Source organism: Burkholderia cepacia complex sp. TUM26381, from assembly GCF_057439935.1.
In genome coordinates this window covers 422,554-446,987 of record NZ_CM172006.1, presented here as the reverse complement: position 1 = coordinate 446,987, position 24,434 = coordinate 422,554, and the positions used below count along the sequence as shown (strand labels likewise).

General features: G+C 65.7%; 22 protein-coding genes. 8 read left to right on the top strand and 14 right to left on the bottom strand.

Annotated features, from left to right (window positions below):
- Nucleotides 1-108: 108 nt before the first annotated feature.
- From ACWMMN_RS02170 to ACWMMN_RS02155, 4 genes are all read left to right on the top strand, one after another.
- On the top strand, nt 109-954 hold the full coding sequence (locus ACWMMN_RS02170; RefSeq protein ID WP_059236440.1) for a M15 family metallopeptidase: 846 nt from the start codon (nt 109-111) through the stop codon (nt 952-954).
- Between the two features lie 301 nt (nt 955-1,255).
- Nucleotides 1,256-5,203, top strand: coding sequence for a type VI secretion system membrane subunit TssM (gene tssM, locus ACWMMN_RS02165; RefSeq protein WP_486422939.1), 3,948 nt, complete (start codon nt 1,256-1,258; stop codon nt 5,201-5,203).
- Nucleotides 5,200-6,189 (top strand): type VI secretion system-associated protein TagF, encoded by a 990-nt coding sequence (tagF, locus tag ACWMMN_RS02160; protein ID WP_059236444.1) that lies wholly within the window; start codon nt 5,200-5,202, stop codon nt 6,187-6,189. Before tssM ends, tagF begins: the two co-directional genes overlap by 4 nt.
- A 4-nt stretch (nt 6,190-6,193) precedes the next feature.
- Nucleotides 6,194-7,144, top strand: a complete 951-nt coding sequence (locus ACWMMN_RS02155) for an OmpA family protein (protein WP_059236446.1) — start codon at nt 6,194-6,196, stop codon at nt 7,142-7,144.
- 81 nt (nt 7,145-7,225) lie between these two features.
- On the opposite strand, the gene tssA is transcribed toward ACWMMN_RS02155, so the two are convergent.
- The 9 genes from tssA to ACWMMN_RS02110 form a co-directional block, all read right to left on the bottom strand.
- Entirely contained in the window at nt 7,226-8,347 is a 1,122-nt protein-coding gene (tssA, locus tag ACWMMN_RS02150; protein ID WP_059236448.1) for a type VI secretion system protein TssA, read from the bottom strand.
- A 43-nt stretch (nt 8,348-8,390) separates the two neighbouring features.
- Nucleotides 8,391-11,060 (bottom strand): type VI secretion system ATPase TssH, encoded by a 2,670-nt coding sequence (gene tssH, locus ACWMMN_RS02145; protein WP_174993774.1) that lies wholly within the window; start codon nt 11,058-11,060, stop codon nt 8,391-8,393.
- A gap of 44 nt (nt 11,061-11,104) precedes the next feature.
- Complete coding sequence (gene tssG, locus ACWMMN_RS02140; RefSeq protein ID WP_174993773.1) at nt 11,105-12,205, bottom strand: type VI secretion system baseplate subunit TssG; 1,101 nt, start codon at nt 12,203-12,205, stop codon at nt 11,105-11,107.
- Nucleotides 12,169-14,004 (bottom strand): type VI secretion system baseplate subunit TssF, encoded by a 1,836-nt coding sequence (tssF, locus tag ACWMMN_RS02135; protein ID WP_059236455.1) that lies wholly within the window; start codon nt 14,002-14,004, stop codon nt 12,169-12,171. Before tssF ends, tssG begins: the two co-directional genes overlap by 37 nt.
- A gap of 76 nt (nt 14,005-14,080) precedes the next feature.
- On the bottom strand, nt 14,081-14,566 hold the full coding sequence (gene tssE, locus ACWMMN_RS02130; RefSeq protein WP_021161818.1) for a type VI secretion system baseplate subunit TssE: 486 nt from the start codon (nt 14,564-14,566) through the stop codon (nt 14,081-14,083).
- Nucleotides 14,567-14,628: 62 nt separating this feature from the next.
- Nucleotides 14,629-15,132: an Hcp family type VI secretion system effector gene (locus ACWMMN_RS02125; RefSeq protein ID WP_006477093.1), complete on the bottom strand. Its 504-nt coding sequence runs from the start codon at nt 15,130-15,132 to the stop codon at nt 14,629-14,631.
- A gap of 70 nt (nt 15,133-15,202) precedes the next feature.
- Nucleotides 15,203-16,693 (bottom strand): type VI secretion system contractile sheath large subunit, encoded by a 1,491-nt coding sequence (gene tssC, locus ACWMMN_RS02120; RefSeq protein ID WP_059236457.1) that lies wholly within the window; start codon nt 16,691-16,693, stop codon nt 15,203-15,205.
- A gap of 15 nt (nt 16,694-16,708) precedes the next feature.
- A complete protein-coding gene (tssB, locus tag ACWMMN_RS02115; RefSeq protein ID WP_027783377.1) occupies nt 16,709-17,224 on the bottom strand; it encodes a type VI secretion system contractile sheath small subunit in 516 nt (171 codons plus the stop codon).
- Between the two features lie 55 nt (nt 17,225-17,279).
- Nucleotides 17,280-17,909, bottom strand: a complete 630-nt coding sequence (locus ACWMMN_RS02110; protein ID WP_059236460.1) for a tetratricopeptide repeat protein — start codon at nt 17,907-17,909, stop codon at nt 17,280-17,282.
- A 372-nt stretch (nt 17,910-18,281) separates the two neighbouring features.
- Between ACWMMN_RS02110 and tssJ the strand changes: the two genes are divergently transcribed.
- The 3 genes from tssJ (at nt 18,282) to icmH (ending at nt 21,121) form a co-directional block, all read left to right on the top strand.
- Entirely contained in the window at nt 18,282-18,893 is a 612-nt protein-coding gene (gene tssJ / locus ACWMMN_RS02105) for a type VI secretion system lipoprotein TssJ (RefSeq protein WP_059236462.1), read from the top strand.
- 102 nt (nt 18,894-18,995) lie between these two features.
- A complete protein-coding gene (gene tssK, locus ACWMMN_RS02100; RefSeq protein ID WP_059236465.1) occupies nt 18,996-20,342 on the top strand; it encodes a type VI secretion system baseplate subunit TssK in 1,347 nt (448 codons plus the stop codon).
- Nucleotides 20,339-21,121 (top strand): type IVB secretion system protein IcmH/DotU, encoded by a 783-nt coding sequence (gene icmH, locus ACWMMN_RS02095; protein ID WP_059236467.1) that lies wholly within the window; start codon nt 20,339-20,341, stop codon nt 21,119-21,121. The genes tssK and icmH overlap by 4 nt, the downstream gene beginning before the upstream one ends.
- 81 nt (nt 21,122-21,202) lie before the next feature.
- On the opposite strand, the gene ACWMMN_RS02090 is transcribed toward icmH, so the two are convergent.
- The 5 genes from ACWMMN_RS02090 to ACWMMN_RS02070 all read right to left on the bottom strand — a co-directional run bounded on the left by ACWMMN_RS02090 (nt 21,203) and on the right by ACWMMN_RS02070 (nt 23,340).
- Nucleotides 21,203-21,586, bottom strand: a complete 384-nt coding sequence (locus ACWMMN_RS02090) for an immunity protein Imm33 domain-containing protein (RefSeq protein WP_233464301.1) — start codon at nt 21,584-21,586, stop codon at nt 21,203-21,205.
- Nucleotides 21,568-21,972, bottom strand: a complete 405-nt coding sequence (locus ACWMMN_RS02085; RefSeq protein ID WP_486422938.1) for an Imm1 family immunity protein — start codon at nt 21,970-21,972, stop codon at nt 21,568-21,570. The genes ACWMMN_RS02090 and ACWMMN_RS02085 overlap by 19 nt, the downstream gene beginning before the upstream one ends.
- Nucleotides 21,954-22,532: a DUF4265 domain-containing protein gene (locus tag ACWMMN_RS02080; RefSeq protein WP_486422937.1), complete on the bottom strand. Its 579-nt coding sequence runs from the start codon at nt 22,530-22,532 to the stop codon at nt 21,954-21,956. The genes ACWMMN_RS02085 and ACWMMN_RS02080 overlap by 19 nt, the downstream gene beginning before the upstream one ends.
- A gap of 4 nt (nt 22,533-22,536) precedes the next feature.
- Nucleotides 22,537-22,854, bottom strand: coding sequence for a DUF7716 domain-containing protein (locus ACWMMN_RS02075; RefSeq protein WP_059236473.1), 318 nt, complete (start codon nt 22,852-22,854; stop codon nt 22,537-22,539).
- A gap of 105 nt (nt 22,855-22,959) precedes the next feature.
- Nucleotides 22,960-23,340: an Imm10 family immunity protein gene (locus tag ACWMMN_RS02070; protein WP_486422936.1), complete on the bottom strand. Its 381-nt coding sequence runs from the start codon at nt 23,338-23,340 to the stop codon at nt 22,960-22,962.
- A gap of 238 nt (nt 23,341-23,578) precedes the next feature.
- Here ACWMMN_RS02070 and ACWMMN_RS02065 point away from each other — a divergent pair, with 238 nt between their 5' ends.
- The gene (locus tag ACWMMN_RS02065) at nt 23,579-24,379 is read left to right on the top strand and encodes a transporter substrate-binding domain-containing protein (RefSeq protein WP_059236476.1); all 801 of its coding nucleotides are present in this window, start codon (nt 23,579-23,581) and stop codon (nt 24,377-24,379) included.
- Nucleotides 24,380-24,434: the final 55 nt, after the last annotated feature.

Sequence of the window (24,434 nt, the reverse complement as noted above, 5' to 3'; positions counted from 1 at the left end):
GAATCCTGGTTTAATTCACCGCGATAATATAGCCCGGCCTCTCGAAGCAGCCTGATTCTAAGAGCAAGCATTGCAAAACACAATCAATTCCAATTTCCGGGGATTTCTTTGATTGCCGTCGCACTCGTCGCCTATTTCGCCCTTGCCGTCGCGGTTGCGGCACTGTTGCTTTTACCGGGTATCCGCGCGACCGTTTTCGAATCCGTTGCCCAGTTTCACGGCCGTCTTACGCGCCGTGCGAACGATCGCGCCGCCCGGACGCGGAGTCAGATTGTTAAATCGGCAAGCGTTACGCGCGGCGCATTAAGCGATGTGCAAAATTTACTGATCCGGCGGCGCTTGATGATTATGGTATCGGCAGGTATTCTTGCGACGCCGCCATTGGTCGCCATTGCGTTACGCGGCCGGCAATTGTTCCAGTACGACGACACGGCGCGCGTGCCCGACGAGAAAATCGCCGCGCTGCTGCAGGGCGAACAACTCGTACCGCCCCCGCCGCTGCCGCCGGAAGTCTTCGCCACCAAGGAAGTCGAACAGATCCGTCCGGCGCTGAAGGATGCGAGCCGCGACTGGAACCTGCTGGACCCGGATTTCCGTACGCGTTTGCTGCTGGTCTACAAGATCATGCACGAACAATACGGTTATGAAATGGCGCTGCTGGAAGGTTACCGGAGCCCGGATCGGCAGAACCGGCTGGCGCAGATGGGCAGCAACGTGACCAACGCGGCAGCCTTCCAGAGTTATCACCAATTCGGGCTGGCGGCCGATAACGCATTCCTGCGCGACGGCAAGCTGGTCATTTCCGAGAAAGATCCGTGGGCGATGCGAGGCTATCAGTTGTACGGCCAGGTCGCCGAGCAAGTCGGCCTGACCTGGGGCGGCCGATGGAAAATGATGGATCTCGGGCACGTGGAATACCATAAACCCGGTTTTAAACTGGGACGCGGCAGCTAGCCAGGGCTGCCGGACAGGAAATAATGAGGGCGGCATGGGGCTTTTTAATATCCCGGCAGGAAACGATATGGGCGACGCAGAAACTCGGGCATTCCGGTGCGCGATTTTTTCCGGCCGCCGCTTCCGTTTTAAATCTCACAGCGTCCTTTCATTAATGCGCGCGCCTTCTCCGATGCCGCGGGCGCATTGATGCCAGCCCCCTTCATCCCGTTTGACAGCATGGCGACACATCGCGGCGCCACCCTTGCCGCTCGGCGCGCCTGCGTCGCCTCACCGAATCGCACCGGAACCTGAACGTCCTATGCAACGCATCCTCAACGTGCTGACTCATCCGCGTACGCTCTCGATTGTCGGGATCGTCGCGCTAGCGGCCATTCTCTTCATCGTCGCCGACATGCTGCAGTTGCCGCTCCTGTGGGCGGCAATGGCTTTTGCGGCGATCCTCGCGCTGTGGCTCATCGTCGCGCTGTGGCGCCGCTGGCGCGTGAAGCGTGCGAACCAGCAGCTCGGCCAGGTACTGGAAGAGCAGGCGGAAACCGGCAAGATCACCGCGCCCGCCGCCGCCGCGCTCGCGCCCGACGCGAAGACGGCCGACCTCGACGTGCTGCGCACGCGCCTGTCGGACGCGGTGAAGACGATCAAGACGTCGAAGATCGGCCAGGTATCGGGCGGCTCCGCGCTGTACGAACTGCCGTGGTACATCGTGATCGGCAACCCGGCAGCGGGCAAGAGCAGCGCCGTGCTCAATTCCGGCCTGCAGTTCCCGTTCGCGGACAAGAACAGCGCCGTGATCCACGGCATCGGCGGCACGCGTAACTGCGACTGGTTCTTCACGACCGAAGGGATCCTGCTCGACACGGCCGGCCGCTACTCGGTGCACGAAGAAGACCGCAGCGAGTGGCTCGGCTTCCTCGGCCTGCTCAAGCGCTATCGTCCGAAGGCGCCGATCAACGGCATCATCGTCACCGCGAGCATCGCCGAACTCACCGGCAACCGCCCCGAGTTCGCGATCAACCTCGCGAAGAACCTCCGCCAGCGCGTTCAGGAGCTGACGGAAAAGCTGGAAGTGTTCGCGCCCGTCTACGTGATGTTCACGAAGGCCGACCTGATCACCGGCTTCACCGAATTCTTCAGCAGCAGCGACAAGCACGAGTACGACCGCGTGTGGGGCGCCACCCTGCCCTACGAGCCCGACGACAAGCGTGACGTCGTCGCGCAATTCGACACGCACTTCGAGGAGCTCTACGAAGGGCTGAAAGAGATCAGCGTCGCGCAGCTGTCGCTGTCGCGCGGCAACCAGCTGTCGCCGGGCCAGCTGAGCTTCCCGCTCGAATTCTCGACGATCAAGCCGTCGCTGCGCGCGTTCCTCGCGACGCTGTTCGAGAACAACCCGTTCCAGTACAAGCCGATCTTCCGCGGCTTCTACTTCACCAGCGCGCTGCAGGAAGGCGAAACCAACAGCACGGCCGCGCAGCGCATCGCGCACCGCTTCGGCCTCGACGGGAACGCGCTGCCGAAACCGCACAGCGCGTTCTCGAAGAACGGCTTCTTCCTGCGCGACCTGTTCTCGAAGGTGATCTTCGCCGACCGTCAAACGGTGCGCCAGTTCGCGAGCCCGACCAAGACGCGGCTGCGCTACGCGACCTTCTTCGGCTTCGTCGCGGCGCTCGCGATCGCGCTCGGCGGCTGGACCTGGTCGACGATCGGCAACCAGCAGCTCGTCTCGAACGTGCAGGCCGATCTCGACAACGTCACGCGCCTGCAGCAGGGCCGCAACGACCTGCAGTCGCGCCTGCAGGCGATGGACATCCTCGAAGACCGGATCGAACAGCTCGAACAGTTCCGCCGCGACAAGCCGCTGTCGGTGTCGCTCGGCCTGTACCAGGGCGACCGTCTCGAGCAGCACCTGCTGACCGAGTACTACAACGGCGTGCGCCAGATCCTGCTGGTCCCCGTGTCGCAAAACCTCGCGTCGTTCATGAAGGACGTGAACGCGCACCCCGAGCAGCTCGTGCCGATGACGCGCCCGCCCGAATCGGGCGCGGTACAGGGCGGCACGCTGCCGGTCTCGACGAACGCGGCAGGCGCCGCGCCGCTGGCCGGCGCCGCGCTGGCCGCGTCCGGCACCACGCCGGCCGCCGCTCCGCAACAGGCTGCCGCACCGCAGGGCGGCCTCTACAGCGATGCATCGCCGACCAACGTGCAGGACGCGTACAACGCGCTGAAGACGTACCTGATGCTGTCCGACAAACGTCACGTCGAACAGGCGCATCTGACCGACCAGCTCGCCCGCTTCTGGCGCGGCTGGCTCGAGACGAATCGCGGCAACATGCCGCGTGACGAGATGATCAAGAGCGCCGAGCGCATGATCTCGTTCTACCTGTCCCGCGTGAACGACAACGACTGGCCGATGATCGACGCGAACCTCGCGCTCGTCGACCAGACCCGCGAGAACCTGCGCCGCGTCGTGCGTGGCATGCCGGCCCGCCAGCGCGTCTACGAGGAAATCAAGGCACGCGCGTCGACCCGCTTCGCGCCGATGACCATCGCGCGCATCGTCGGCGACGGCAACCAGGGGCTCGTGGCCGGCAGCTACGCGATTCCGGGCACGTTCACGCGCGAAGCGTGGTTCGACTACGTGCAGCCGGCGATCCGCGATGCGGCGACCAAGGAACTGCAGGCGAAGGACTGGGTGCTGAACACGTCGACGCAGGACGACCTGACGCTCGAGGGCAGCCCCGAGCAGATCCAGAAGACGCTCGTCGGCATGTACAAGACCGAGTACGCGCAGCACTGGCAGAAGTTCATGCAGGGCATCGCGGTGCAGGGCTTCAGCAGCTTCGGCCAGGCCGTCGACGGGATGAACCGCCTCGGCGACCCGCAGGATTCGCCGATCCGCAAGATCCTCGAGACTGCGTACGACCAGACGTCGTGGGACAACCCGTCGCTCGCGAACGTGACGATCAAGAAGGCGCAGACCGGCGTCGTGAACTGGGTCAAGCAGCTGTTCTCGCGCTCGCAGGCCGGCCAGGTGGCGGCCGCCAACATCGACATCAACGGCAATCCGGCCGAGGTGCCGATGGGTCCGATCGGCCAGGAGTTCGTCGGGCTCGCGCGGATCGTCGCGACGCATGACGGCACGTCGATGCTCAAGGGCTACATGGATTCGCTGTCGAAGGTCCGCACGCGCTTCAACGTGATCAAGAACCAGGGCGACCCGGGCCCGGGCGCGCGCCAGCTGATGCAGCAGACGCTCGACGGCAACGGTTCGGAACTCGCCGATTCGCTGAAGCTCGTCGACGAGCAGATGCTGACGGGCCTCACCGATTCGCAACGCAAGTCGCTGCGTCCGCTGCTCGTGCGGCCGCTGATGCAGGCGTTCGCGGTCGTGATCCAGCCGGCCAGCACCGAAGTCAACAAGGTGTGGAACGCGCAGGTCTACCAGCCGTTCCAGAACTCGCTCGCGACGAAGTACCCGTTCGCGGCCAGCGCGAAGGTCGAGGCCGGCGCCGGCGAGATCGCGCAGGTGTTCGGTCCGGACGGCTCGATCGCGAAGTTCGTCGGCACGACGCTCGGGCCGCTCGCGGTGCGCCGCGGCGACACGCTCGCCGCCCGCACGTGGGGCGACATGGGCATCGGGCTCACGCCGGACTTCACGAACGGCTTCGCGCGCTGGGTCGCCCCGCTCGCGGGCGGTGCCGCCGGCAGCGCGGCCGCGTCGTCCGAGCCGCAGACCGTGTTCCAGATCCTGCCGCAGCCGAGCACGGGCACGACGGAATACACGATCGCGATCGACGGCCAGCAACTGCGCTACCGCAACACGCCGCCGCAGTGGACCAACTTCGTGTGGCCGAACCCGCAGGGCTCGCCGGGCGCGACGCTGTCCGCGACGACCTTCGACGGCCGCACGGTGCAGCTCGTCAACGAGCCGGGCCGCTACGGTCTCGAGAAGCTGATCAACTCGGCGCAACGCAAGCGCCGTCCGGACGGCACCTTCGACCTGACGTGGGTACAAGGCAGCGTGAACGTGTCGGTGACGATGCGCATCATCAGCACGTCGCAGCCGTCGGGCGGTGGCGGTGACCAGCCGCAGCAGCAAAGCCTGCGCGGCCTGCAACTGCCGTCGTCGGTCGCCGACGCGAGCGCGGGCGCCGCGCAGAACGCGACCCAGTCCGCCGGCACGGGCGCGCCGGCCGCAGCGCCGGCCGTCGCGGCCGCCAACGCAACGAATGCACAGGGGGCGCAATGACGCAAACCGTACAGGCGCAGATCGCCTACTTCGGCAAGATTCCGTCGCGCGGCGACTTCGTGAAGAGCGCGCACAATCCGCAGCTGCTGCAGACGCTCGATCGCTGGATTGCGCAGGCGCTCGAGCTGCTCGCGGAAGATCCGCGCTGGAAGATCGTCTACGAGGATGCGAAGCCGATGCATTTCGCGTTCCTCGGCTCGCGCAGCAAGCTCGCGATCGCGGGCCACATGGTCGCGAGCCACGACGTGTCGATGCGCCGCTTCCCGTTCCTCGGCGCAACCGCGCTCGAGGTCGACCGGCCACTCGCGTTCCTCGCGCGCAGCCCGCTCGCGTTCGCGCGGCTGTGGTCGCGCGTCGCCACGCAGATCCCGCCGCTGCTCGGCAAGGACGAGCCGCCCGGCGCGCTGCAGGCGCTCGGCGACACGCAGGTGCCGATCGACGTCGGCGGCCCCGGCACGTCGCACGACGGCACCTTCAACGATTTCATCGAACACCAGTCGCTGTACGGCCTGCAGGAGATGCTGCTCGAAAGCGGTCATCCGGTGCGGCTGCGCGGCGCGATGCTCGCGCTCGGCTCGCTGCTGCGGCCGGTGATGCAGAGCGGCTCGTCGCACATCGAACGCGGCCTCACGCTGCCGCTGCCGGTCGATCCGTTCTACCGCAGCCTCGTCGCCGCGTTCTGGCTCGAACTGATCGCGCCGTTCGTCGCGCAGGCCGACTTCGAGCTCGCGATCTTCATCGGCACGATCGCCGAACGCGAACGGCTCGTCATCGGCTTCAACGGCGCGTCGGCGAAGACGCTGCTGAGCGTCGTCGACCCGCAGACCTACGCCGCCCACAACATCGACATCGACGATCCCGAGTGGATCGACGCCCATGCGCAAAACGATCACCAGATCAGCAAGCTCGTCAGCTACCTCGACCAACCGCAACTCTCGCTGCGCGTCGCCATCGACGCGTTCCGCGAAGCGTTCATCGGAGGCTGACGGGATGCATCGCACGATTCACGTCCGGCGCGCACGCTTTTCGGCCGCCGTCTCGCCCGCCCTCGCCGCCCTGTTCGCCGCCGGCCTCGTCGCAAGCGGCGCGGCCTTCGCACAAAACACCGGCGCGACCGTCACGCCGGTCGGCAACGGCACGGTCGCGACGACCACGCTGCCGCAGGCGAACCCGAACGCCGGCGCCGCGTCCGGCGCGGTGGTGCACGGCACGGCCGGCACGATCACGCCGCCGCCCGCGAACGCGACACCCGGCCAGGTGGTGGCCGGCGGCAAGGTACCCGACGAGGCGACCAAGGCCGCCGTGCTGCAGAAGCTGCGCGATACCTACGGCGCGGCCAACGTCGTCGACCAGATCGAGGTGGGCGACGTCGCGACGCCGCCGAACTGGAGCGCGAACGTGCAGAAGCTGCTCGGCGCGCAGCTCAAGCAGATCAGCAAGGGCCAGTTGAAGATCAACGGCACGCAGATCGAGGTGAAGGGCGAGGTACACAACGAGGCGCAACGCCAGCAGCTCGCGAGCGACATGGCGAACACGCTGAACCCGACGTATACGATCAAGAACGGGCTGCGCGTGTCGGCGTCCGAGCAGGGGGTGCTCGACCAGACGCTCGCGAACCGGACGATCGAGTTCGAGACCGGCAGCGCGACGCTGACGCCGCAGGGCCGGCTGATCCTCGACCAGATGGCGGCCGCGCTCGCGAAGATGCAGAACCGCACGGTCGACATCATCGGTCACACCGACAACTCGGGGAACCGGACGTCGAACATCGCGCTGAGCCAGGCGCGCGCGGACGCGGTGAAGGGCTACCTGATCACGAAGAGCATTCAGCCGCAGCAGATGACGACGACGGGCGTCGGGCCGGATCAACCGATCGCGCCGAACGATACGGCCGACGGGCGGGCCCGGAACCGGCGGATCGAATTCCGCGTGGGGCAGTAACGGCGGACCGGCCGGCCGCTCCGTGGCGGCGCGGCGCGGCACACGACGGGCGGCGGCAGCAATGCGCCGCCCGTCGTGCGTTTACGACTGCTCGTCGGGGCGCACGCCCAGCAGCTCGCGAATATGCGACAGCGAGCCGTCGTCCTTCACGACGCTCTCGAGCCACTTGTGCAGCGGCATGTCGGCCCATTCGGCCGCCTTGTCGGCGAGATACGCGACCGGGCTGTGCGGCTCGGTCTGGCGGAAATAGCGCGCCACCGCCCGCAGCTGGTCGACGGCCTGCGCACGGTTCTGGATGCCGGCGATCATCTGCGTCACCGGCGGACGCGAAGCGGTCTGCTGCTGCACGTGAGTCTCCTCGGTCTGGACCGGATGGCCGAATACCGGCTCGATACGCTCGGGTTGCGCCTGCTGCGCTGCCTGCGTGTGGGGCGCGCTGCCCGTATAGCCCTGCTCGCGCGCAAAGCGCTCGGCGAGCCGGTAGACGGTCTCGAACGCGTCGCGCGCCTGCCGGAAGCTCGGCGCCGAATCGCCCGCGCGCTCGACGAGTCGCTCCTCGAACGCATCGAGCGCGAATTCGAACGCTTTCAGGTTCGCCAGCAGCGCCGTGTAGAACGCGATCGGCGTCACGCGCCGCGACGCGTCGATCTGCTCGATCGACGGCTTGCCGCGCGCGATGTCGTCCGCGTGTTCGGGGTCGCGCTTGATCGACTGCGCGACGTGCTGCGCCACTTCCCAGTCGAGCGTGCTGAACGCGTTCGACGCGCCGTCCGTCATCGGCACCGCGCGCAGCAGCTCGGCCGTGCGGCCGGACAGCCACGCGACGTTGCCGAGCCGGTGCTCGGTGTCGTCGTCTTCGGGCAGCGGGTGGACGGTGTCCCAGAACTCCCGGCACAGGCCCTCGAGCAGCGCATAGCCTTCGGTGAGACCGGTGATGCCGTCCTCCAGCGCGAGCGCCTCGGTCAGCCACACGGCGAGCCGCAGGTCCTTCGTGCGCGTGCGCAGCAACTCACCCGCATGGTCGACGACGAAGCCCCAGTCGGCCTCCTTGATCTCGGTCACCCATTCGCCCTGGTCGAGCGTCGGGTCGTCGTAGCGCCGCGCGTCCTGGATCGCGTCGAATTCGTTCGAAAACAGCAGGTCGCCGCCGCTGGGCGACGCATCGCTGATCGGCGTCAGCAGCTCGGGGAGATTGATCGGCATGGTTCGGTCAGTTCATCAATGCTTGGGCGTTGCGCGGCCGCGCTCATTCGACGGTGTACGTGAATTCGCCGGCCTCGTCCGCGCGCACCGCGATGCGCGCGATGGCCGCGCCGTCGGCGATCCGGCCGAGCACGTGGCCCGCGATCTCCGGCAGCAGCGTGCCGTTCAGGATATGGTCGACGTTGCGGGCCCCCGAGTCGACCTCGGTGCAGCGCGCGAGCACCGCCTCGACGAGCGACTCGTCCCATTCGAACGCGGCCTTGTGGTTCGCCTCGATCCGGCGGCGGATGCGTTCGAGCTTCAGCTCGATGATCTCGACCAGCACGTCGTCGGAAATCGGATAGTACGGCACGACCTTCATCCGGCCGAGGAACGCGGGCTTGAAGGTCTTGTACAGCTGCGGTCGCAGCGTCTCGGCGAGTGCGTCCGGGTCGGGCAGCTCCTCGGCCGGCTTGTTCAGGCAGGCCTGCATCACCGCCGCCGATCCGACGTTCGACGTCAGGATGATCAGCGTATTGCGGAAGTCGATCTCGCGCCCTTCCGCATCGTCCATCGCGCCCTTGTCGAACACCTGGAAGAACATCTCGAGCACGTCCGGGTGCGCCTTCTCGACCTCGTCGAGCAGCACGACGGAATACGGATTGCGGCGCACGGCCTCGGTCAGCACGCCGCCCTCGCCATAGCCGACATAGCCCGGCGGCGAGCCCTTCAGGCCCGACACGCTGTGCGCTTCCTGATACTCGCTCATGTTGATCGTGACCATCTTGCGCTCGCCGCCGTACAGGACGTCGGCCAGCGCCAGCGCCGTCTCGGTCTTGCCGACACCCGACGGCCCCACGAACATGAACACGCCGCGCGGCTTGTTCGGATCCTCGAGGTTCGCGGTGGCCGTGCGCACGCGCTGCGCGATCGCGTCGAGCGCATGGTCCTGGCCGATCACGCGCGCGGTGAGCAGCGGCTGCAGGTTCAGCACGGTGTCGATCTCGTCCTTCACCATCCGGCCGAGCGGAATGCCCGTCCACGCGGCGACGATCTCGGCGACGACGTGGCCGTCGACCTGCAGCGGCACCATCGGCTCGCCGCCCTGCAGCGCATGCAGCGCTGCGACGCGCTCCGCGAGCGTGTCGCGGGTCGCCTGCACGTCGACCGGCTGGCCGTCTTCCGACGGGCCGCGCGCCTTGTCGAGCGTGTCGCGCAGTCCGGCGATCTCGGCGACGATCACGCGCTCCGCCTCGTAGCGCGCTTCGTCCTTCGCGAGTTGTTCAAGGGCCGTATCGCGCGCGCCGCGCAATTCGCCGAGCCGCTCGTCGTGCGGCGCGCCGCCCGCCGCCTCGCGCTCCAGCGATGCGATTTCCGCGTCGATCCGCTCGATGCGCTTCTTCGTGTCGTCGATCGCCGCCGGCGTCGCGCTGTGCGCGAGCGCGACTTTCGCGCACGCGGTGTCGAGCACGCTGATCGCCTTGTCCGGCAGCTGGCGGCCGCTGATGTAGCGGTGCGACAGGCGCACGGCCTCGGTGATCGCATCATCGAGGATCCGCACGTTGAAGTGCTTCTCCATCAGGCCCGACATCCCGCGCAGCATCGCGGCCGCGAGCGGCTCGCTCGGCTCCTCGACCTTCACGACCTGGAAGCGGCGCGCGAGCGCCGCATCCTTCTCGAAATACTTCTTGTATTCGCTCCACGTCGTCGCAGCGATCGTGCGCAGCTCGCCGCGTGCGAGCGCCGGCTTCAGCAGGTTCGCCGCGTCGTTCTGGCCGGCCTGGCCGCCCGCGCCGATGATCGTGTGCGCCTCGTCGATGAACAGGATGATCGGATGCGCGCTCTTCTTCACCTCGTCGATCACGCTCTTCAGGCGGTTCTCGAACTCGCCCTTCACGCTCGCGCCGGCCTGCAGCAGCCCCATGTCGAGTACATGCAGCGCGACGCCGCGCAGCGGGGGCGGCACGTCGTCGGCCGCGATCCGCAGCGCGAGCCCTTCGACGACCGCCGTTTTGCCGACGCCGGCCTCGCCGGTCATGATCGGGTTGTTCTGGCGGCGGCGCATCAGGATGTCGATCGCCTGGCGGATCTCGGCTTCGCGGCCGATCACCGGATCGATCTTGCCGTCGCGCGCGCGCTGCGTGAGATTGGTCGTGTACGTGTCGAGCGCAGGCGTCTTCGACGGGCCGGCGGCCGGTGCCATGCCATCGGCGGCCGGCGCGACGTCGCTGCCCTCGTCGTCCGCCTGACGCGGCTCGGCTTCGCTCGAGCCGGCCATGATTTCGTCGAACTTGTGCTTCAGGTCCGTCACGTTCATTTCCGCGAACTGCGACGACATCCGTTGCGCGAACTGCGCGAGATCGGGCGCGGTCAGCAGCGCGAGCAGCAGGTGGCCGGAGCGAATTCGGCCGAGCTGCGAGTCGAGCGAAGCGATCAGCCACGCCTGTTCGAACAGCGCGATCAGATGCACGGAGAACACCGGCGTGCGCGTGTTGCCCGTCTTCAGGCGCGTGAGTTCGCGCTCCAGATCGGCGCGCAGCGCGTGCGGATCGACGCGGCTCGCGCGCAATGCGAGCGGCAGGTCGCCCGTCGCTTCCTCGAGCAACGCGAGGAACAGGTGCTCCAGATCGACCTCGTAATGGCCGCGCGCCAGGCACGCGCTCGCCGCACGCTCGGTCGCGTGGCGGCACAGCGGGTTCAGTTTCGTGATCAGGGTCTTCAGAGGCGTGCTCATGGCGTCGATCTCAGGTTCGATTGCGTGTTTGTTGTCGTTCGGAATCAGTGAATCACGTGCAGCTCGTAGCGGGCGTCCGAGCGATCCTCGACCGTGTCGCGCGTGCAGAGGAACGCGTCCCAGCCGAGCCGCGAGCCTGCGCCGAGCACGCTCGCGCCGACCTCGGTGCGCTTCAGCACGAGCTTCACCTCGTACTCGAGCGTCACGCCGGCTAGCAGCGTCAGCATCCGCTCGAGCGCGACGGCCTGCGCGCCGCCGGGCAGGAATGCCTCGTAGTCGCGCTTGGACAGCGGGCCGACGACGAGCCGCGCGCGCATGTCGCGCTGCCACACGCGCTCGCCGACGAGCGCCGTTGCGCCGAGCACCGCGTTGACTTCGCCGAGCACGCTCAACTGATCGGGCGGCACGTCGTACCACTTGCCGACGAACTGGTCGATCTTCACCGGTACGCGGAAGTAATCGGACAGCGTGCGTTGCAGGTATGCGGCCGACATCGGCCGGTGCCGCGCGGCCAGCGCATAGCCGGCCACGGCTTCGTCAAGCACGCCGCCCACGCCCGCCGCGAGGCTGTCGCGCACTTCGTCGCTCGGCACGCCCGCGATCGCGAGCAGCAGCGGCAGGTAGCGCTCGTCGCGGTCGAGCTCGTAATGGAACGGCAGCCGGTATTTCTTCCACGCCGCATAGAACAGCGCGGTCGCGCGGTTCGAGAACACGTCGAAGAACGCGCGAGCCGCGTGGTCGCGCCGCAGGTGCTCGCGCGCGACGATCTGCTCGGTGTAGTGCAGCGGCAGCGCGCCCTGCCCGCCGAGCAGCCCGAAGAACGCGGGCGTCAGCTCGACGTGGCCGAGTTCGCCGGCCGCGAGCGCGGCGCCGCGCTGCTCGCCCGAATCGAGCAGCGTGCCGTCATCGTCGAACGAACGCGCGCCCTCGATCTCGCTCGGCGGAAAGCCGAGCGACAGCGTGTTGCGGAATTCGATGCGCTGCGCGACGACGTCGCCCTGCCGCCACGCGCCGGGCGCATCCGACGCCTGCCGCGCGAATAGCCCTTCGAGCACGCGCACCGCCTGGAAGAACTCGAAGCGGTGCGGCTCGTCGAGCAGCGCGTCGACTACGCCAGGATCGATTCGCCGGTCCGGGGCTTGCATCGGATGATCTCCTCGCCGGTGCGCTTCGACACGACGACTAGTTGAACGAAACTGTTGAGGTGGACGTACAGCCCGAAGAAGCTGTCGAGCACGCGCACGAATGATGCGAGGCTCGCGCCGACGAAATGCTCCTCGTCGATCGTCAGCCGGATCTCGATGCCGCGCACGAAGGTCGCGAACGGCTTGCCGGGTAGCCATTGCACGGCGCCGCGCTGCTCGACGCCGGCGAGGCCGTCGATCTGGCGCATCGACACGGCCGTGCGGCGCAGGTCATACAGCGTCAGCATTTCCTTCAGCGGTGCGAGGCCATGCGCGACGAGCGACACGTGGTTGAGCGCGAGATGCGACACGAGCCGCCAGTGCGCGGCGCGGCCGCGCTCGAAGCGCACGCTCTGCGTCGGGCGGCGCAGCAGCGAAATGCCGCTCGTCTGCGCCCCGCCCTCCTGGAACAGGTCGCCGCCTTCGAGGCCGAATGCCAGCATCGCCGGCAGGTCGCGGTTCGTACAGGTGAGGTCGAGGCTCAGCGTGTCGGTTTGCGGCGACGTCGGCTCGAAATCGATGTCGACGATCGAGATCTCGGTTTCGTAGCCGGGGCTCTTCTGCGCGACCCAGTCGTTGCGCCGCGCGAACCAGTAGTGGCCGATCCGCGCCGCTTCGCCGTGATGCAGCGAATAGAACGGCCGGAACTCGATCACCGATTCCTCATGCGCCTGCTGCCGGACGAGCTTCACCGAGTCGATCGAGTACACCTCGTACGCGAACGCGCGGCGCGCCTCGGCGATCACCGGGTAGGACACCGCACGGTGCGTGATGCGAATCGGCTCGCCGTGCTGGCGGAACAGGTTGACGATCGGCGTGCAGAACAGCCGGAAATGGCTCGCCGTCAGCAGCTCGAGCAGGCGCGCGACGTGCGAATCGTTGCGCACGTCCTGCAGCACGAGATGCAGCGTCGCACGCTGGCAGCGGCCCGACGCGCGCGCGATCGCCGCGAGGTCGAAATCGACGAAATCGAACTTGTCGGGGAACGCGAAATATTCGGTGAGCAGGCGGTATGCGGGATGCGATTTCGCCGGATAGTCGATCAGCGCGTCGTCCTCGCTGAAGCCGGCCTGCGCGATCGGCAGCTTGCGCAGCGCGGTCCAGCGGCCGTTGCGCTCGGGCTCGACATACGCGCCGAGCACGTTGACGAACAGGCAATCGGTCAGCGCGGCGACGAACGACTGCTCGCCATGCAGGTGCGCGCGCAGCGTCGACAGCTTCAGCGCGCCGAGATCGAGCTGCGCGGCCAGCGATTCGAACGTGATCGAGATCACGCCCGTCGCGTTCGACGGCAGCACCGTCGCGCTCGGCGCGAGCGCGACCGGCGTGTAGCGGGCTTCCGAGATGCGGATCGGCGCGAGCGTCACGTCGTAGGCGGTGCGGAACCGGCACTGCACGCCGCGGATCGGGCGGCTCTTCAGCTCGGTGCCGCGGTCGATCACGACCGGTTCGGTCTGCTGGCCGGGCGACGCCGGCGTGAACTGCGCGATCGAGCACGACGGGAACGGCCGCAGGTAGTGCGGATACAGCACTTCCAGCAGCGCTTCCGTGAATTCGGGATAGTCGTCGTCGAGCTTCTTGTTGATGCGCGCGCCGAGCAGCGCGAACGACTCGATCATCCGCTCGACGTGCGGATCCTCGCAATGCTCGCCCGACAGCGCGAGCCGTGCCGCGATTTTCGGATAGCGTTCGGCGAAATCTCGCGAATAGCGCCGCAAAAACGATAATTCGCGCTCGTAATACGGCAGCAATTCTTCCATCGACGACCCCGAACCTCAATATTTCCTGCCGGACCTGATCTACCACCGGGCGGTCCGGCCCGCTCGGCGGCTTGATTTACTGCATTCTCGCGGCGCGTGCGCGCGTGACCGAATACTGCAGCGTCGACGGCTGCAGCATCGCGTCGAAACTCACCGGCTCCTCGGCCGGGTGCACGACGAGCAGCGCCTGGATCGCGAAATAGAGCGCGTTGGTGGCCTGCTCGTTCAGCTCGAACGTCACCTGCACCTGCTGCAGGCGCGGCTCGTGGCGCGCGATGGCCTGCTGGATCGACTTGCAGATGAACGCGCGGTCGTAGTGACTCGCGAGGCTCAGCCCTGCGAAATCGTTCAGCCCGTAGGTCAGCACCGATTTCTGGCATTCGGGCAGCGTCGCCAGTTCGTTCTCGGTGTGCGCGATACGGGTGTTGAGGATCGCCTCGACATCGCGGGCGACCGTGTTCTTGAGCTCGTCCAGCGACAATTGCCGCATCGCTGCCGAGGCCGGCAGGTGCGGTTCGTCGTCGAACAGCTTGTCGAGAAAACTGGGTTCGAATCGTTTCATCGGCCGGTGTGCACAGCGAAAACGGCAACGGGACGCAACGCGCCCCGTTGCCGCAACCGACCTTAGACCGCGTAGGTCTTGTCGTTCTTCGTCAGGCTCCAGGCGCCTTGCGTGTTACCGCCCTGGTTGCCGCCGATCTTCTGCTGGGTTTGCTTCCACTGCACGGCTGCGTACTTCAGCGAGAACGTCTCGAGCGGCAGACCTTCCTCGCGAACGCTCGGGGCGATGCTCGAGATGATCACGTACTTGAGCTTGACTTCCAGATACTGCACGCGCTTGCCTTCACCGTCTGCGCGCGAGAAATGGACCGTCACTTCATCGAACGTGGTACCGCCCGAAGCGTGCTGGTACAGCAGCGGGCTCGACGAATCGATTTCCTTCGTGAAGATCATGTCGCCGTGTTCGCAACGCGTCATCGTGTGACCGCCAGCGGTCGATGCGGTTGCCGAACGCGGCTGAACGATCGAGTGATCCCACGATTTCAGTTCGATCCAGCCCTGATGGTCTTTGTCCGCGGATTCGCCCTTCACCGCCGGACTACCAAACTGCAAGTGCATATGTAACATGGCCCTTCGACTCCCCAAAGAGGTGGTTTTAACGTCCTACCCAGGCGGCCCGCCCGGGCGATTTACTCGCTTATGAATTTGCCGGTTTGGGCAGATCAGCGACAAGTCGCAGAGAAATCGAGAGTTCGTCGAGCTGAAAGTGCGGACGCAGGAACGCGACCGAACGATACGAGCCCGGCTTGCCCGGAATCTCCGACACTTGTATGGATGCCTCACGCAGCGGGAATTGCGCTTTCTGTTCCTGCGAGGCGTTGTCGTCGAGCAGGACGTATTGCGAAATCCACCGGTTGAGGAAAGTCTCCACGTTCTGCGCCGATGCGAAGCTGCCGATCTTGTCCCGCATCATCGCCTTCAGGTAGTGCGCCACGCGCGATACCGAGAAGATGTACTGAAGCTGGGCGGACAGGACGGCGTTCGCATTCGCGCTGTCGGTGCTGTATTTTTTCGGTTTCTGCACCGACTGCGCAGCGAAGAACGCGGCGTAATCTGAATTCTTGCAATGGACGAGCGGGATGAAGCCGAGGTCGCTCAGCTCCTTCTCGCGGCGATCGGTGATCGCGATTTCGGTCGGGCACTTCAGCGCGACTTCACCGTCGTCGGTCTTGAACGTGTGGGTCGGCAGGTCTTCGACCAGGCCGCCGCCTTCGACGCCGCGGATCGCCGCGCACCAGCCGAAGTCGTCGAACGCGGCCGTCAGGCGTGCCGCGAATGCCCACGACGCGTTGCACCACAGGTACTTGTCGTGGTCGGTGCCGTCGACGTCCTCGACGAAATTGAAGTTCTCCGCGGTCTGGCCGTCCTTCGGATTGAACGGCAGGCGGCCGAGGAAGCGCGGCAGCGTCAGGCCGACGTAGCGCGAATCTTCGGCGTCGCGGAACGACTTCCACTTCGCATATTCGACGGTATCGAACACCTTGCCGAGGTCGCGCGGCTTGCCGAGGTCGGAGAACGACTCGAGGCCGAGCAGCTCCGGCGACGCCGATGCGATGAACGGCGCATGCGCGGCCGCCGCGACGTGCGACATCTGCTCGATGAAGTACATGTCTTCCGGCTGGCGCGAGATCTCGTAATCGCCGATCAGCGCACCGAACGGCGAGCCGCCGAACGTGCCGAATTCTTCTTCATAGACCTTCTTGAACAGCGCGCTCTGGTCGAACTCGCTCGCGCCCTTGAAATCGCGCACGAGGTCGCGCTTCGGTGCGTGCAGCGCCTTGATCTTGATCGTCTGGCCCGTATTGCTTTCCTTGACCAGATAGTCCATCCCGCGCCACGTGCTCTCGAGGCGCTGGAATTCCGGCGCGTGCATCACGGCGGAAAGCTGCGTGGAGATCAGGCGGTCGAGTTCCGCGACGCGCGCATCGATCGTGGCCGACAGGTTGTCCGACACGATCACCGTGCCGTCGAGCACCTGGTGCACGAGTTCGCCGATCAGGTCCTTCGCACGCGCATGCTCGGAATCGGATTTCGCGACCTTGCTCTTCTCGACGATGTCGTCGAGCAGCGAGGTCCCGGCGGCGTATTCCGCGCCGCTCGCTTGGGCCGCAGCCGTTTGCTGGTTCATCTCAATACTCCGTCGTCATTCGCCGTCTTTGTCGCTGCCCGTGCCCTTCGCGAGCTCCTGCAGCTGCTGCGTGTTCTTCAGCACCTCGGACAGCAGATCCTCGAGCTTGTCGTTGCCGGCGAGCTTGTTGCGCAGGTCGGCGAGCTTCGAGCGCGCCTCGAGCAGGCGGCGCAGCGGCTCGACCTGTTCGACGACTTCGTCCGGGCTGAAATCCGACAGCGAGCGGAACTTCAGGTCGACGGCGAACTTGCCGCCTTCCGGGCTCAGGCGGTTTTCCACCTGGAACGCGGCACGCGGCTCGATCGCCTTCATCACGTCGTCGAAGTTGTCGCGGTCGATGTTGACGAACTTGCGGTCGCGCAGCTTCGGCTGCTCGATTTCGGACTGGCCCGCCAGGTCGCCAACGACCCCGACGACGAACGGCAGTTCCTTCACCTCGATCGCATCGCCCTTCTCGACCTCGTAGGTCAGCTGGACGCGCGGCGGCCGTATTTTCTGCAAGCTTTTCTGAATGCTTTCTTTCTTGGCCATCTCGACGGCTCCCAGGTTAGTTGTGGTTATCGCGTCAGTTGCGGGTCAGGTGCGGTCAGTTGCGCAGTGCCCCGAACGGATCAGCGCCGCCCTTTTGCGCCGCGGGCGGCGTCGGCGTGGTGGTTGCGGCCGCCTCGGCTGCCGCGGCCCCTGCCGCGACCTTCGGACGATGCACCGGACGGCGGGTGTACTTCTTCGGCTGCACCTTCGTTTCCGGCGGGAACAGCGCCGATTCGCCCAGCGTGTCGCGCAACTGCTTCGCGAGCGCCTGTGCATCGGACTTCGCGTCGCCCGCGAGCGACGAATCCTGGCGCAGTTCGCCAAGCGACTGCGTCGCGATCCGCAGGCCGGCAACGGCCAGCACGCTCTTCGCCTGACGATCGGTCGCGTCGCGCTGCAGCGCTTCCTGGGCGGCCACGATCGCCTGGCCGTAGTGGTTCTGTGCGAACTGGATTTGCGCGATGCGCGACCACGGTTCCTCGCGCGTCGGATCCGACTTCGCGAGTTGCTGATACAGGCCGAGGGCCTTGTCCTGGTCACCCGCCTTCGCGACTGCGTCTGCATCGGCCAGCGACTTGTTGAAGACTTCCGCAGTCGGCGGCGCGGGAGGCTGGCTCGCACAGCCGGCGATCACGCCGCAAGCCACCACTACCCCAGACAGTTTTGCGAAGAGACGGTCTTTCATCGTTATATCCACCGGCGCGTGAGTTTTAAATCGTTGAGAATCTGGTTCTTTTGCTTTGCTAGAAGCGCGCGGGTATAGTACCGATCAATTTTTCATAATTCAATCGTCGTGTGAAGAGTAATTCCTTTTAAATCCGTGCGCTACCCCCTCGAATGGCCTCTCGCTACAGGCTCGCAGCGGTTTTTCTCACGGCTGGAATGCGCAAGTTTTACTGATCGCACGACGCCCCGCCCGGACGGCGGAAAAAATTTCCGGACGCCTGCCACGAAGGAGGCGTGCTTAATAGTTGAACAGTGCAAAGTCGGGGATACGCAGCGAACGCGGAATACCCGGCAGTTTTGACAGGGATAAAGGCGGCACGCCGGAAACACGATGAGATCGTCCATGATTCGCTACGCGCTGCCGCTGGTTGCGTGCGCCCTTCTGGCCGGATGCGCGGCCGCTCCGCTGCTCGGCTCGGCCGCGAGCGCCGTGATGTCCGCGGCCGGCATCGGCAAGCCCGAGTTGCCGGACGCGCAGAAGCCGCCGCGCAATCTCGGGCTCACGCTGGCCGCCGCGCCGAACCTGAATGCCGCGACCGACAACAAGCCGCTCGCGCTCGTTGTCCGGCTCTATGCGCTGAAAGACCCGACCTCGTTCCAGCAGGCGCCGTTCGACGCTTTTACCGATCCGGCCAAAGAAAAGGCCGCACTCGGCGCCGACCTGCTGAATGTGCGTGAAATCACGCTGATTCCCGGCCAGCGCTATACCGCAACCGAGAAGGTTTCGCGCGAAGCGCAGGCATTCGGGATCGTCGCGCTGTTCCGCGATCCCGCACTGCAACGATGGAAACTGACGTTCGATCCGGTGAAGTCGGAGAAATCCGGCATAATCATCGGCCTGCATAATTGCGCGATGACGGTCACCGACGGCACGGTCATCGCACCGCAACAGGGCGCGCCTTCGCAACCGCTGAATTTGCTTTCTTCGGTGTCCTGCGGTTAAACATGACGCACGAATGTCAATTAACAAGAGTTAACAATTGGCGATTTAATTCGGGCACGAACAAATCGATTACATCGCAACGCGACATTAACCGGATTTGACATGAGTTATTCGGCCAAGGTGCTGTGGGGGGAAGGGCTGTTCCTCCGGCCTCAACACTTTCAGCGGCAGGACGCGTACCACGAGGCGCGCCTGTTCGAGTCCATCCAGGCGATCCAGCCGTACAACTGGGGCGTGCGCTCGGTGCGCATCGACCGCGACGCGCTCGGCAGCAACGTGCTGCGGGTCGCCGAACTCGCGCTCGTGTTCCCGGACGGCGCACTGTATGCCGCGCCGCAGGCCGACGACCTGCCGCCGCCGATCGCGCTGGACACGTTGCCCGAGGGCATCAACGAATTCGTGTTCTATCTCGCGCTGCACCCGCTGCGCGAGAACGGCACCAACTACAGCGACGATCCGGCCGCCGGCTTCATGACGCGTTTCGCCAGCGAGCAGACGAGCGTCGCCGACAACTTCACCGACGCCGCCGAAGCCGACATCACGTTCCTGAAGACGCAGGTCAAGCTGATCGCGCACAGCGAACCGCGCGACCAGTTGCTGTCGGTACCGCTCGTGCGCGTGCGCCGCACCGCGACGTCCGGTTTCGAGATCGACGACAGCTTCGTGCCGCCGTGCCTCGCGATCGACGCATCGCCGATCCTGCACCAGCGGCTGCGCCAGCTGATCGACGCACTGCAGGCGAAGGTGAACGCGCTGTACGGCTTCCACCGCGAGCCGTCGAAGAACATCATCGAGTTCCGCTCGGGCGACATCGCGTCGTTCTGGCTGCTGCACACCGCGAATGCCGCGTTCGCGACGCTCGCGCACCTGCACCAGCACGCCGCGCTGCATCCGGAGCGGCTGTTCCAGGAACTGCTGCGCCTTGCCGGCCAGTTGATGACCTTCTCGAAGGGTTATGCGCTCGCCGACCTGCCCGTGTACCGCCACGACGATCCGGGCCCGAGCTTTGCGCGTCTCGACCTGATGCTGCGCGAACTGCTCGACACCGTGATCTCGACGCGCTACTTCGCGATCACGCTCGACGAGGTGCGTCCGTCGTTCCACCTCGGCCGCCTCGATTCCGGCAAGATCGACGACAAGACCGAGTTCTACCTGGCCGTGTCGGCAGACATGCCGAGCGTCGAGCTCGTCGATGCGGTGCCGGCCCGCTTCAAGGTCGGCGCGCCCGACGACGTCGACAAGCTCGTGCTGTCGGCCATGCCCGGCGTGCGGCTGTCGTACACGCCGCAGGTACCGCCCGCGATTCCCGTGCGGCCCGGCGCGTGCTACTTCGCGCTCGATTCGCGCAGCCCGCTGTACGAGCGCATGCTGCAGGCCCAGTCCGCGATGATCTACGCGCCGACTGGCATCAATGACCTGAAGTTCGAACTGATCGCGGTCACATCATGAGCTACGCGCCTTCCCTGTTCGGCGACAACGCGCCGCCCCCCCTGCATACCCCGGCGTCGACGGACTCCGCGTTCCAGGCCCGCTCGCTGCTCGACCTGCTGTACGACGGTTTCTTCATGCTGTTCCTGCTCAAGAACGGGCGGGAGCCGGACAGCGCCAGCGAATTCAGCACGCGGATCCAGGAATTCCTGTCGGATTTCGAACGCGGCGCGAAGAAGCTGAATATCGCCGCCGAGGATGTCTACAGCGCGAAGTTCGCGTTTTGCGCGGCCATCGACGAAATGGTGCTGTCGTCGCAGTTCAAGATCCGGACCGAATGGGAACGCCGGCCGCTGCAGCTCGTGCTGTTCGGCGAGCAGCTCGCGGGCGAGAAGTTCTACCAGTATCTCGAGGAGGGGCGTGCGCAAGGCGCGGCGCGGCTGCAGTCGCTCGAGGTGTTTCACATGTGCCTGCTGCTCGGGTTCCAGGGCAAGTATCTGCTCGAAGGGCCGGAGAAGCTCGCGTATCTGACGGCCCGGCTCGGCGACGAGATCGCGCACATGAAGGGCAAGCGCGCGCCGTTCGCGCCCCACTGGCCGCTGCCGGATCAGATCGCGCACCGGTTGAAGCGCGAGGTGCCGGTCTGGGCGATCGGGACCGTGTTCGCGCTGGTTGCGCTGCTCGGTTTTCTCGGGCTCAACACGTACCTGAAGGACAAGACGCTGCAGGCGCTTGCCCCTTATTCGCAGGTCATCAAGGTCGGGCCGGAATCGGCCAATCTGACGATTTCGCTGCCGTAAGAAGCGCGCGTCGTTCTAACGCTGCTTCATGGAAAAAGGACCGCCGGGCGGTCCTTTTTTATTGGCGCGCGTTTCAATACGTCACTCGATCCAGACGTCTTCATAACCCGCATCGTCGATGATGAAACGCGTACCGGCCGGCAACCGCAGATACGGCAGAACCAACGGCAGGTAAGTCGACAGATGCGCGGCATGCAGCGGTTGATAAAAATCGACGGCGTCGGCGTATTCGCCGCAATGGAAGAACCAGCTGACGTTCTCGCCCTCGGACAGCGAGATGCGCGTGCCGTAGACAGGCATGCGCCCGAGCGTCGATATCGCGACAGCGACCCGGTCTTCAGGCTCGACGGCATGCAGGCCATATCGCGCGCAAATGGCTTCCTGTTGCGCACGCAGCGTCGCGGGATCGTCTGCCATGTTCATTTCCCTTCCTGTCATGCGGCGAGTCAACCGGTTTGCCAGCATAGCCGTGGATCGGCTCCGCCGGTCGACACGAAATAGACGGCAGCCTGCGTCGCAGTCGCGCGATCGACGCACTGCTGCGCCGGATAGCCGCCTCGCTGGCCACCCGTGACGAGTTCGATCGTTTCGTCGGCCGGCGCTTCCGGCGTTGCCAGGTTCAGCAGGACGGCATCGATCTCCGATGCGATGAAGACGACATACCGGCCGTCGTTGCCGCCGCCGATCGTCATGACCGTTGCGTCGCTCGCATCGAAAACGAGTGTCGAGCGATCGATGCCATTCAGTCTTTTGACGGCCGCGATCACTTGCGCGGTGTCGTCACATGGCGCTTCGGTCACGTGCGAACGGGTGCCGACGGTGGTTTCCTCGATCACTTTCGTGGTTCGCATTCGCGCCACCAGTCGAGCAGCGTTTCATCGTCCGGATCTTCGAAATTCCGGTAGATGTTCGCGTAGTACCACGCGATCCCGGTGCGTGCGGTAAAGCCGTCGAACACGGCACGAATCCGCTCGCCGCCCACCCTCGCCGGCACGGATAGCGCCAGCGAACCGCCGTGGCGGCCATCGAGCGCTCCGCCCAGCGCGCTCCCGACCTCACGTTCGAGCCGGTCGATTTCATGGGCCGGAATCACGTCGCCGTAGATCTGGATACAGTAGTTTCCGCCGCGCCGGAGCACGGTCGCCGGGCGATCGGGGTCGTCGATGCGAATGACGTCACCCCGTGCGAGATTCAGCGTCAGGCCCGGCGACGCCAGCAGCGCGTAAACGCCCGGCTCGACCTCGCAAGCCGGAAGCGCCTCGTGGACCGGCCCATCGTCGGAATGGCCGGCATAGACGTGGATCTCGTCGAAATCGCGATCGCGCAACGCTTCGGCGAGCGGTGTCAGATTCACGTCGTGCATCGCCCCCTCTCGATTGAACATGGCATGCCGCCGGCGAGCGGCCGGCATCGCGTCAGAACAGAATGAATGCGTCGTTTTCGATGTAGAACACGAACGCATCGAACAGCTGGGCCATGCTCGGCTCGTCGATCTGGTCATGCGCGTTGATCACGATGTCCTCGATCGTCGCGCCGTCCAGCGTGACCCGCCAGCCGGGTTGCCGGGCGATGGCGGGTACCGCGGCGTCTGCGTCGCCGTCGGTGTCGTCGGAGAATGCGCCCTCCGTATCGAGCGTCCACGGCATCGGCGGCAGGTAAAGCCACCCGGAGAAATCGCCGGGGCGTTCGAGAATATGGTGCAGCGGCACTGCGGTCGTGGAATCGAGCGACATGGGTATTGCGGTGGTATCCGGATTGATTGCGTTGCATCGGCCGCGCGACTTCCGCGGCAGGCCGTGATTATGCCAATTCCTCGCCCGCCCGCCTCCCGGCACACGTCAGTCGATGCGCAGCCTCGCCGGAGTCCCCGCGAAAACCGCCGCCAGCCCCTGCTTCACGCGCTCCAGGTCGCCGGTCGCGCGCACCACGATCGTGACCAGCCTCAGCCCTTGCGCCCATCCCGCATCCGGCGCCAGTTCGATATTCAGCATTTCGCCGCGCAGCGATACGGATTCGACACCGCCATAGCCCGCGACACCGTTCTCGCACACTTCCATGTAGTACGTGTCGAGGCCGAGCGCCTCGCCCTGTTCGTCGTCTTCGGTTCCACGCTGCAGGATCACGTAGTTCGCCGGCGGATCGCGATCCGCGAGACCGACGACGTGCACGCCGTCCTCGAACGCGTAGGTCGCGACGTCGGCGAAAAACCTGAAATCCATGGCGGTCTGCTCCTGGCCTGACGGCTTCGACGCCGTCCGGTAGACGGCTTTCATCAGATTATTCCGCATGCGCCGGCACGTCACCGGTTTCCGGTGAAATCGATTGCAATCAGGGCCAATTCGACTTTCGGCGCAGCGCGGTTGCGAGTAGTGTCTACGTGCCCGTATTCCGGCCACCCCCGGGGTTCGACCGATACCCGGCGCTCATCACGACGACACTGAACACTGGAGATCTGCGATGAAACGTTCGAAGTTCCTGCTGTCGGGCCTGCTGCTCGCGTCGGCCCTCGGCTTCACGGCCGTCGCCGCGCACGCGGACGACCTGCTCGATTCCGTGAAAAAAGCCGGCGTGCTGCGCGTCGGCCTCGAAGGCACGTATCCGCCGTTCAACTCGCGCGGCACGTCCGGCCAGCTCGAGGGTTTCGACGTCGACGTCGCGAATGCGGTCGCCGGCAAGCTCGGCGTGAAGACGCAGTTCATCCCGACCGAATGGAGCGGCATCATCGCCGGCTTGCAGGCCGGCAAGTTCGACGTGATCGTCAACCAGGTCACGATCACGCCGCAGCGCAAGGAAGCGCTCGACTTCAGCGAGCCGTACACGTACTCGGCCGCGCAGCTGATCCAGCGCAAGGACGACACGCGCAACTTCAAGTCGCTCGACGACTTCAAGGGCAAGAAGCTCGGCGTGACGCTCGGCACCAACTACGACCAGATGGCGCGCACCGTGCCGGGCATCGAGGTGCAGACGTATCCGGGCGCGCCGGAGAAGCTGCGCGACCTCGCCGCGGGCCGGATCGAGGCGACGCTCGACGACCGCCTGATGCTGCCGTACATGATCAAGACGTCGAACCTGCCGCTGCGCGCCGGTGCGGTGCTGAACGGCGGCAAGCAGGAAATGGCGATCCCGTTCCGCAAGGGCAACCCGAAGTTCGAGAAGGCGATCAACGATGCGCTCGATTCGCTGCGCAAGGACGGCTCGTTGAAGAAAATCTCGATGCACTGGTTCGGCAGCGACGTGACGGTGCCGGTCGCGCAGTAAGCGACCCGGTCTGCCGTTACGACGCGTCACGCCCTTCGTGTCGACGAAGGCGTGA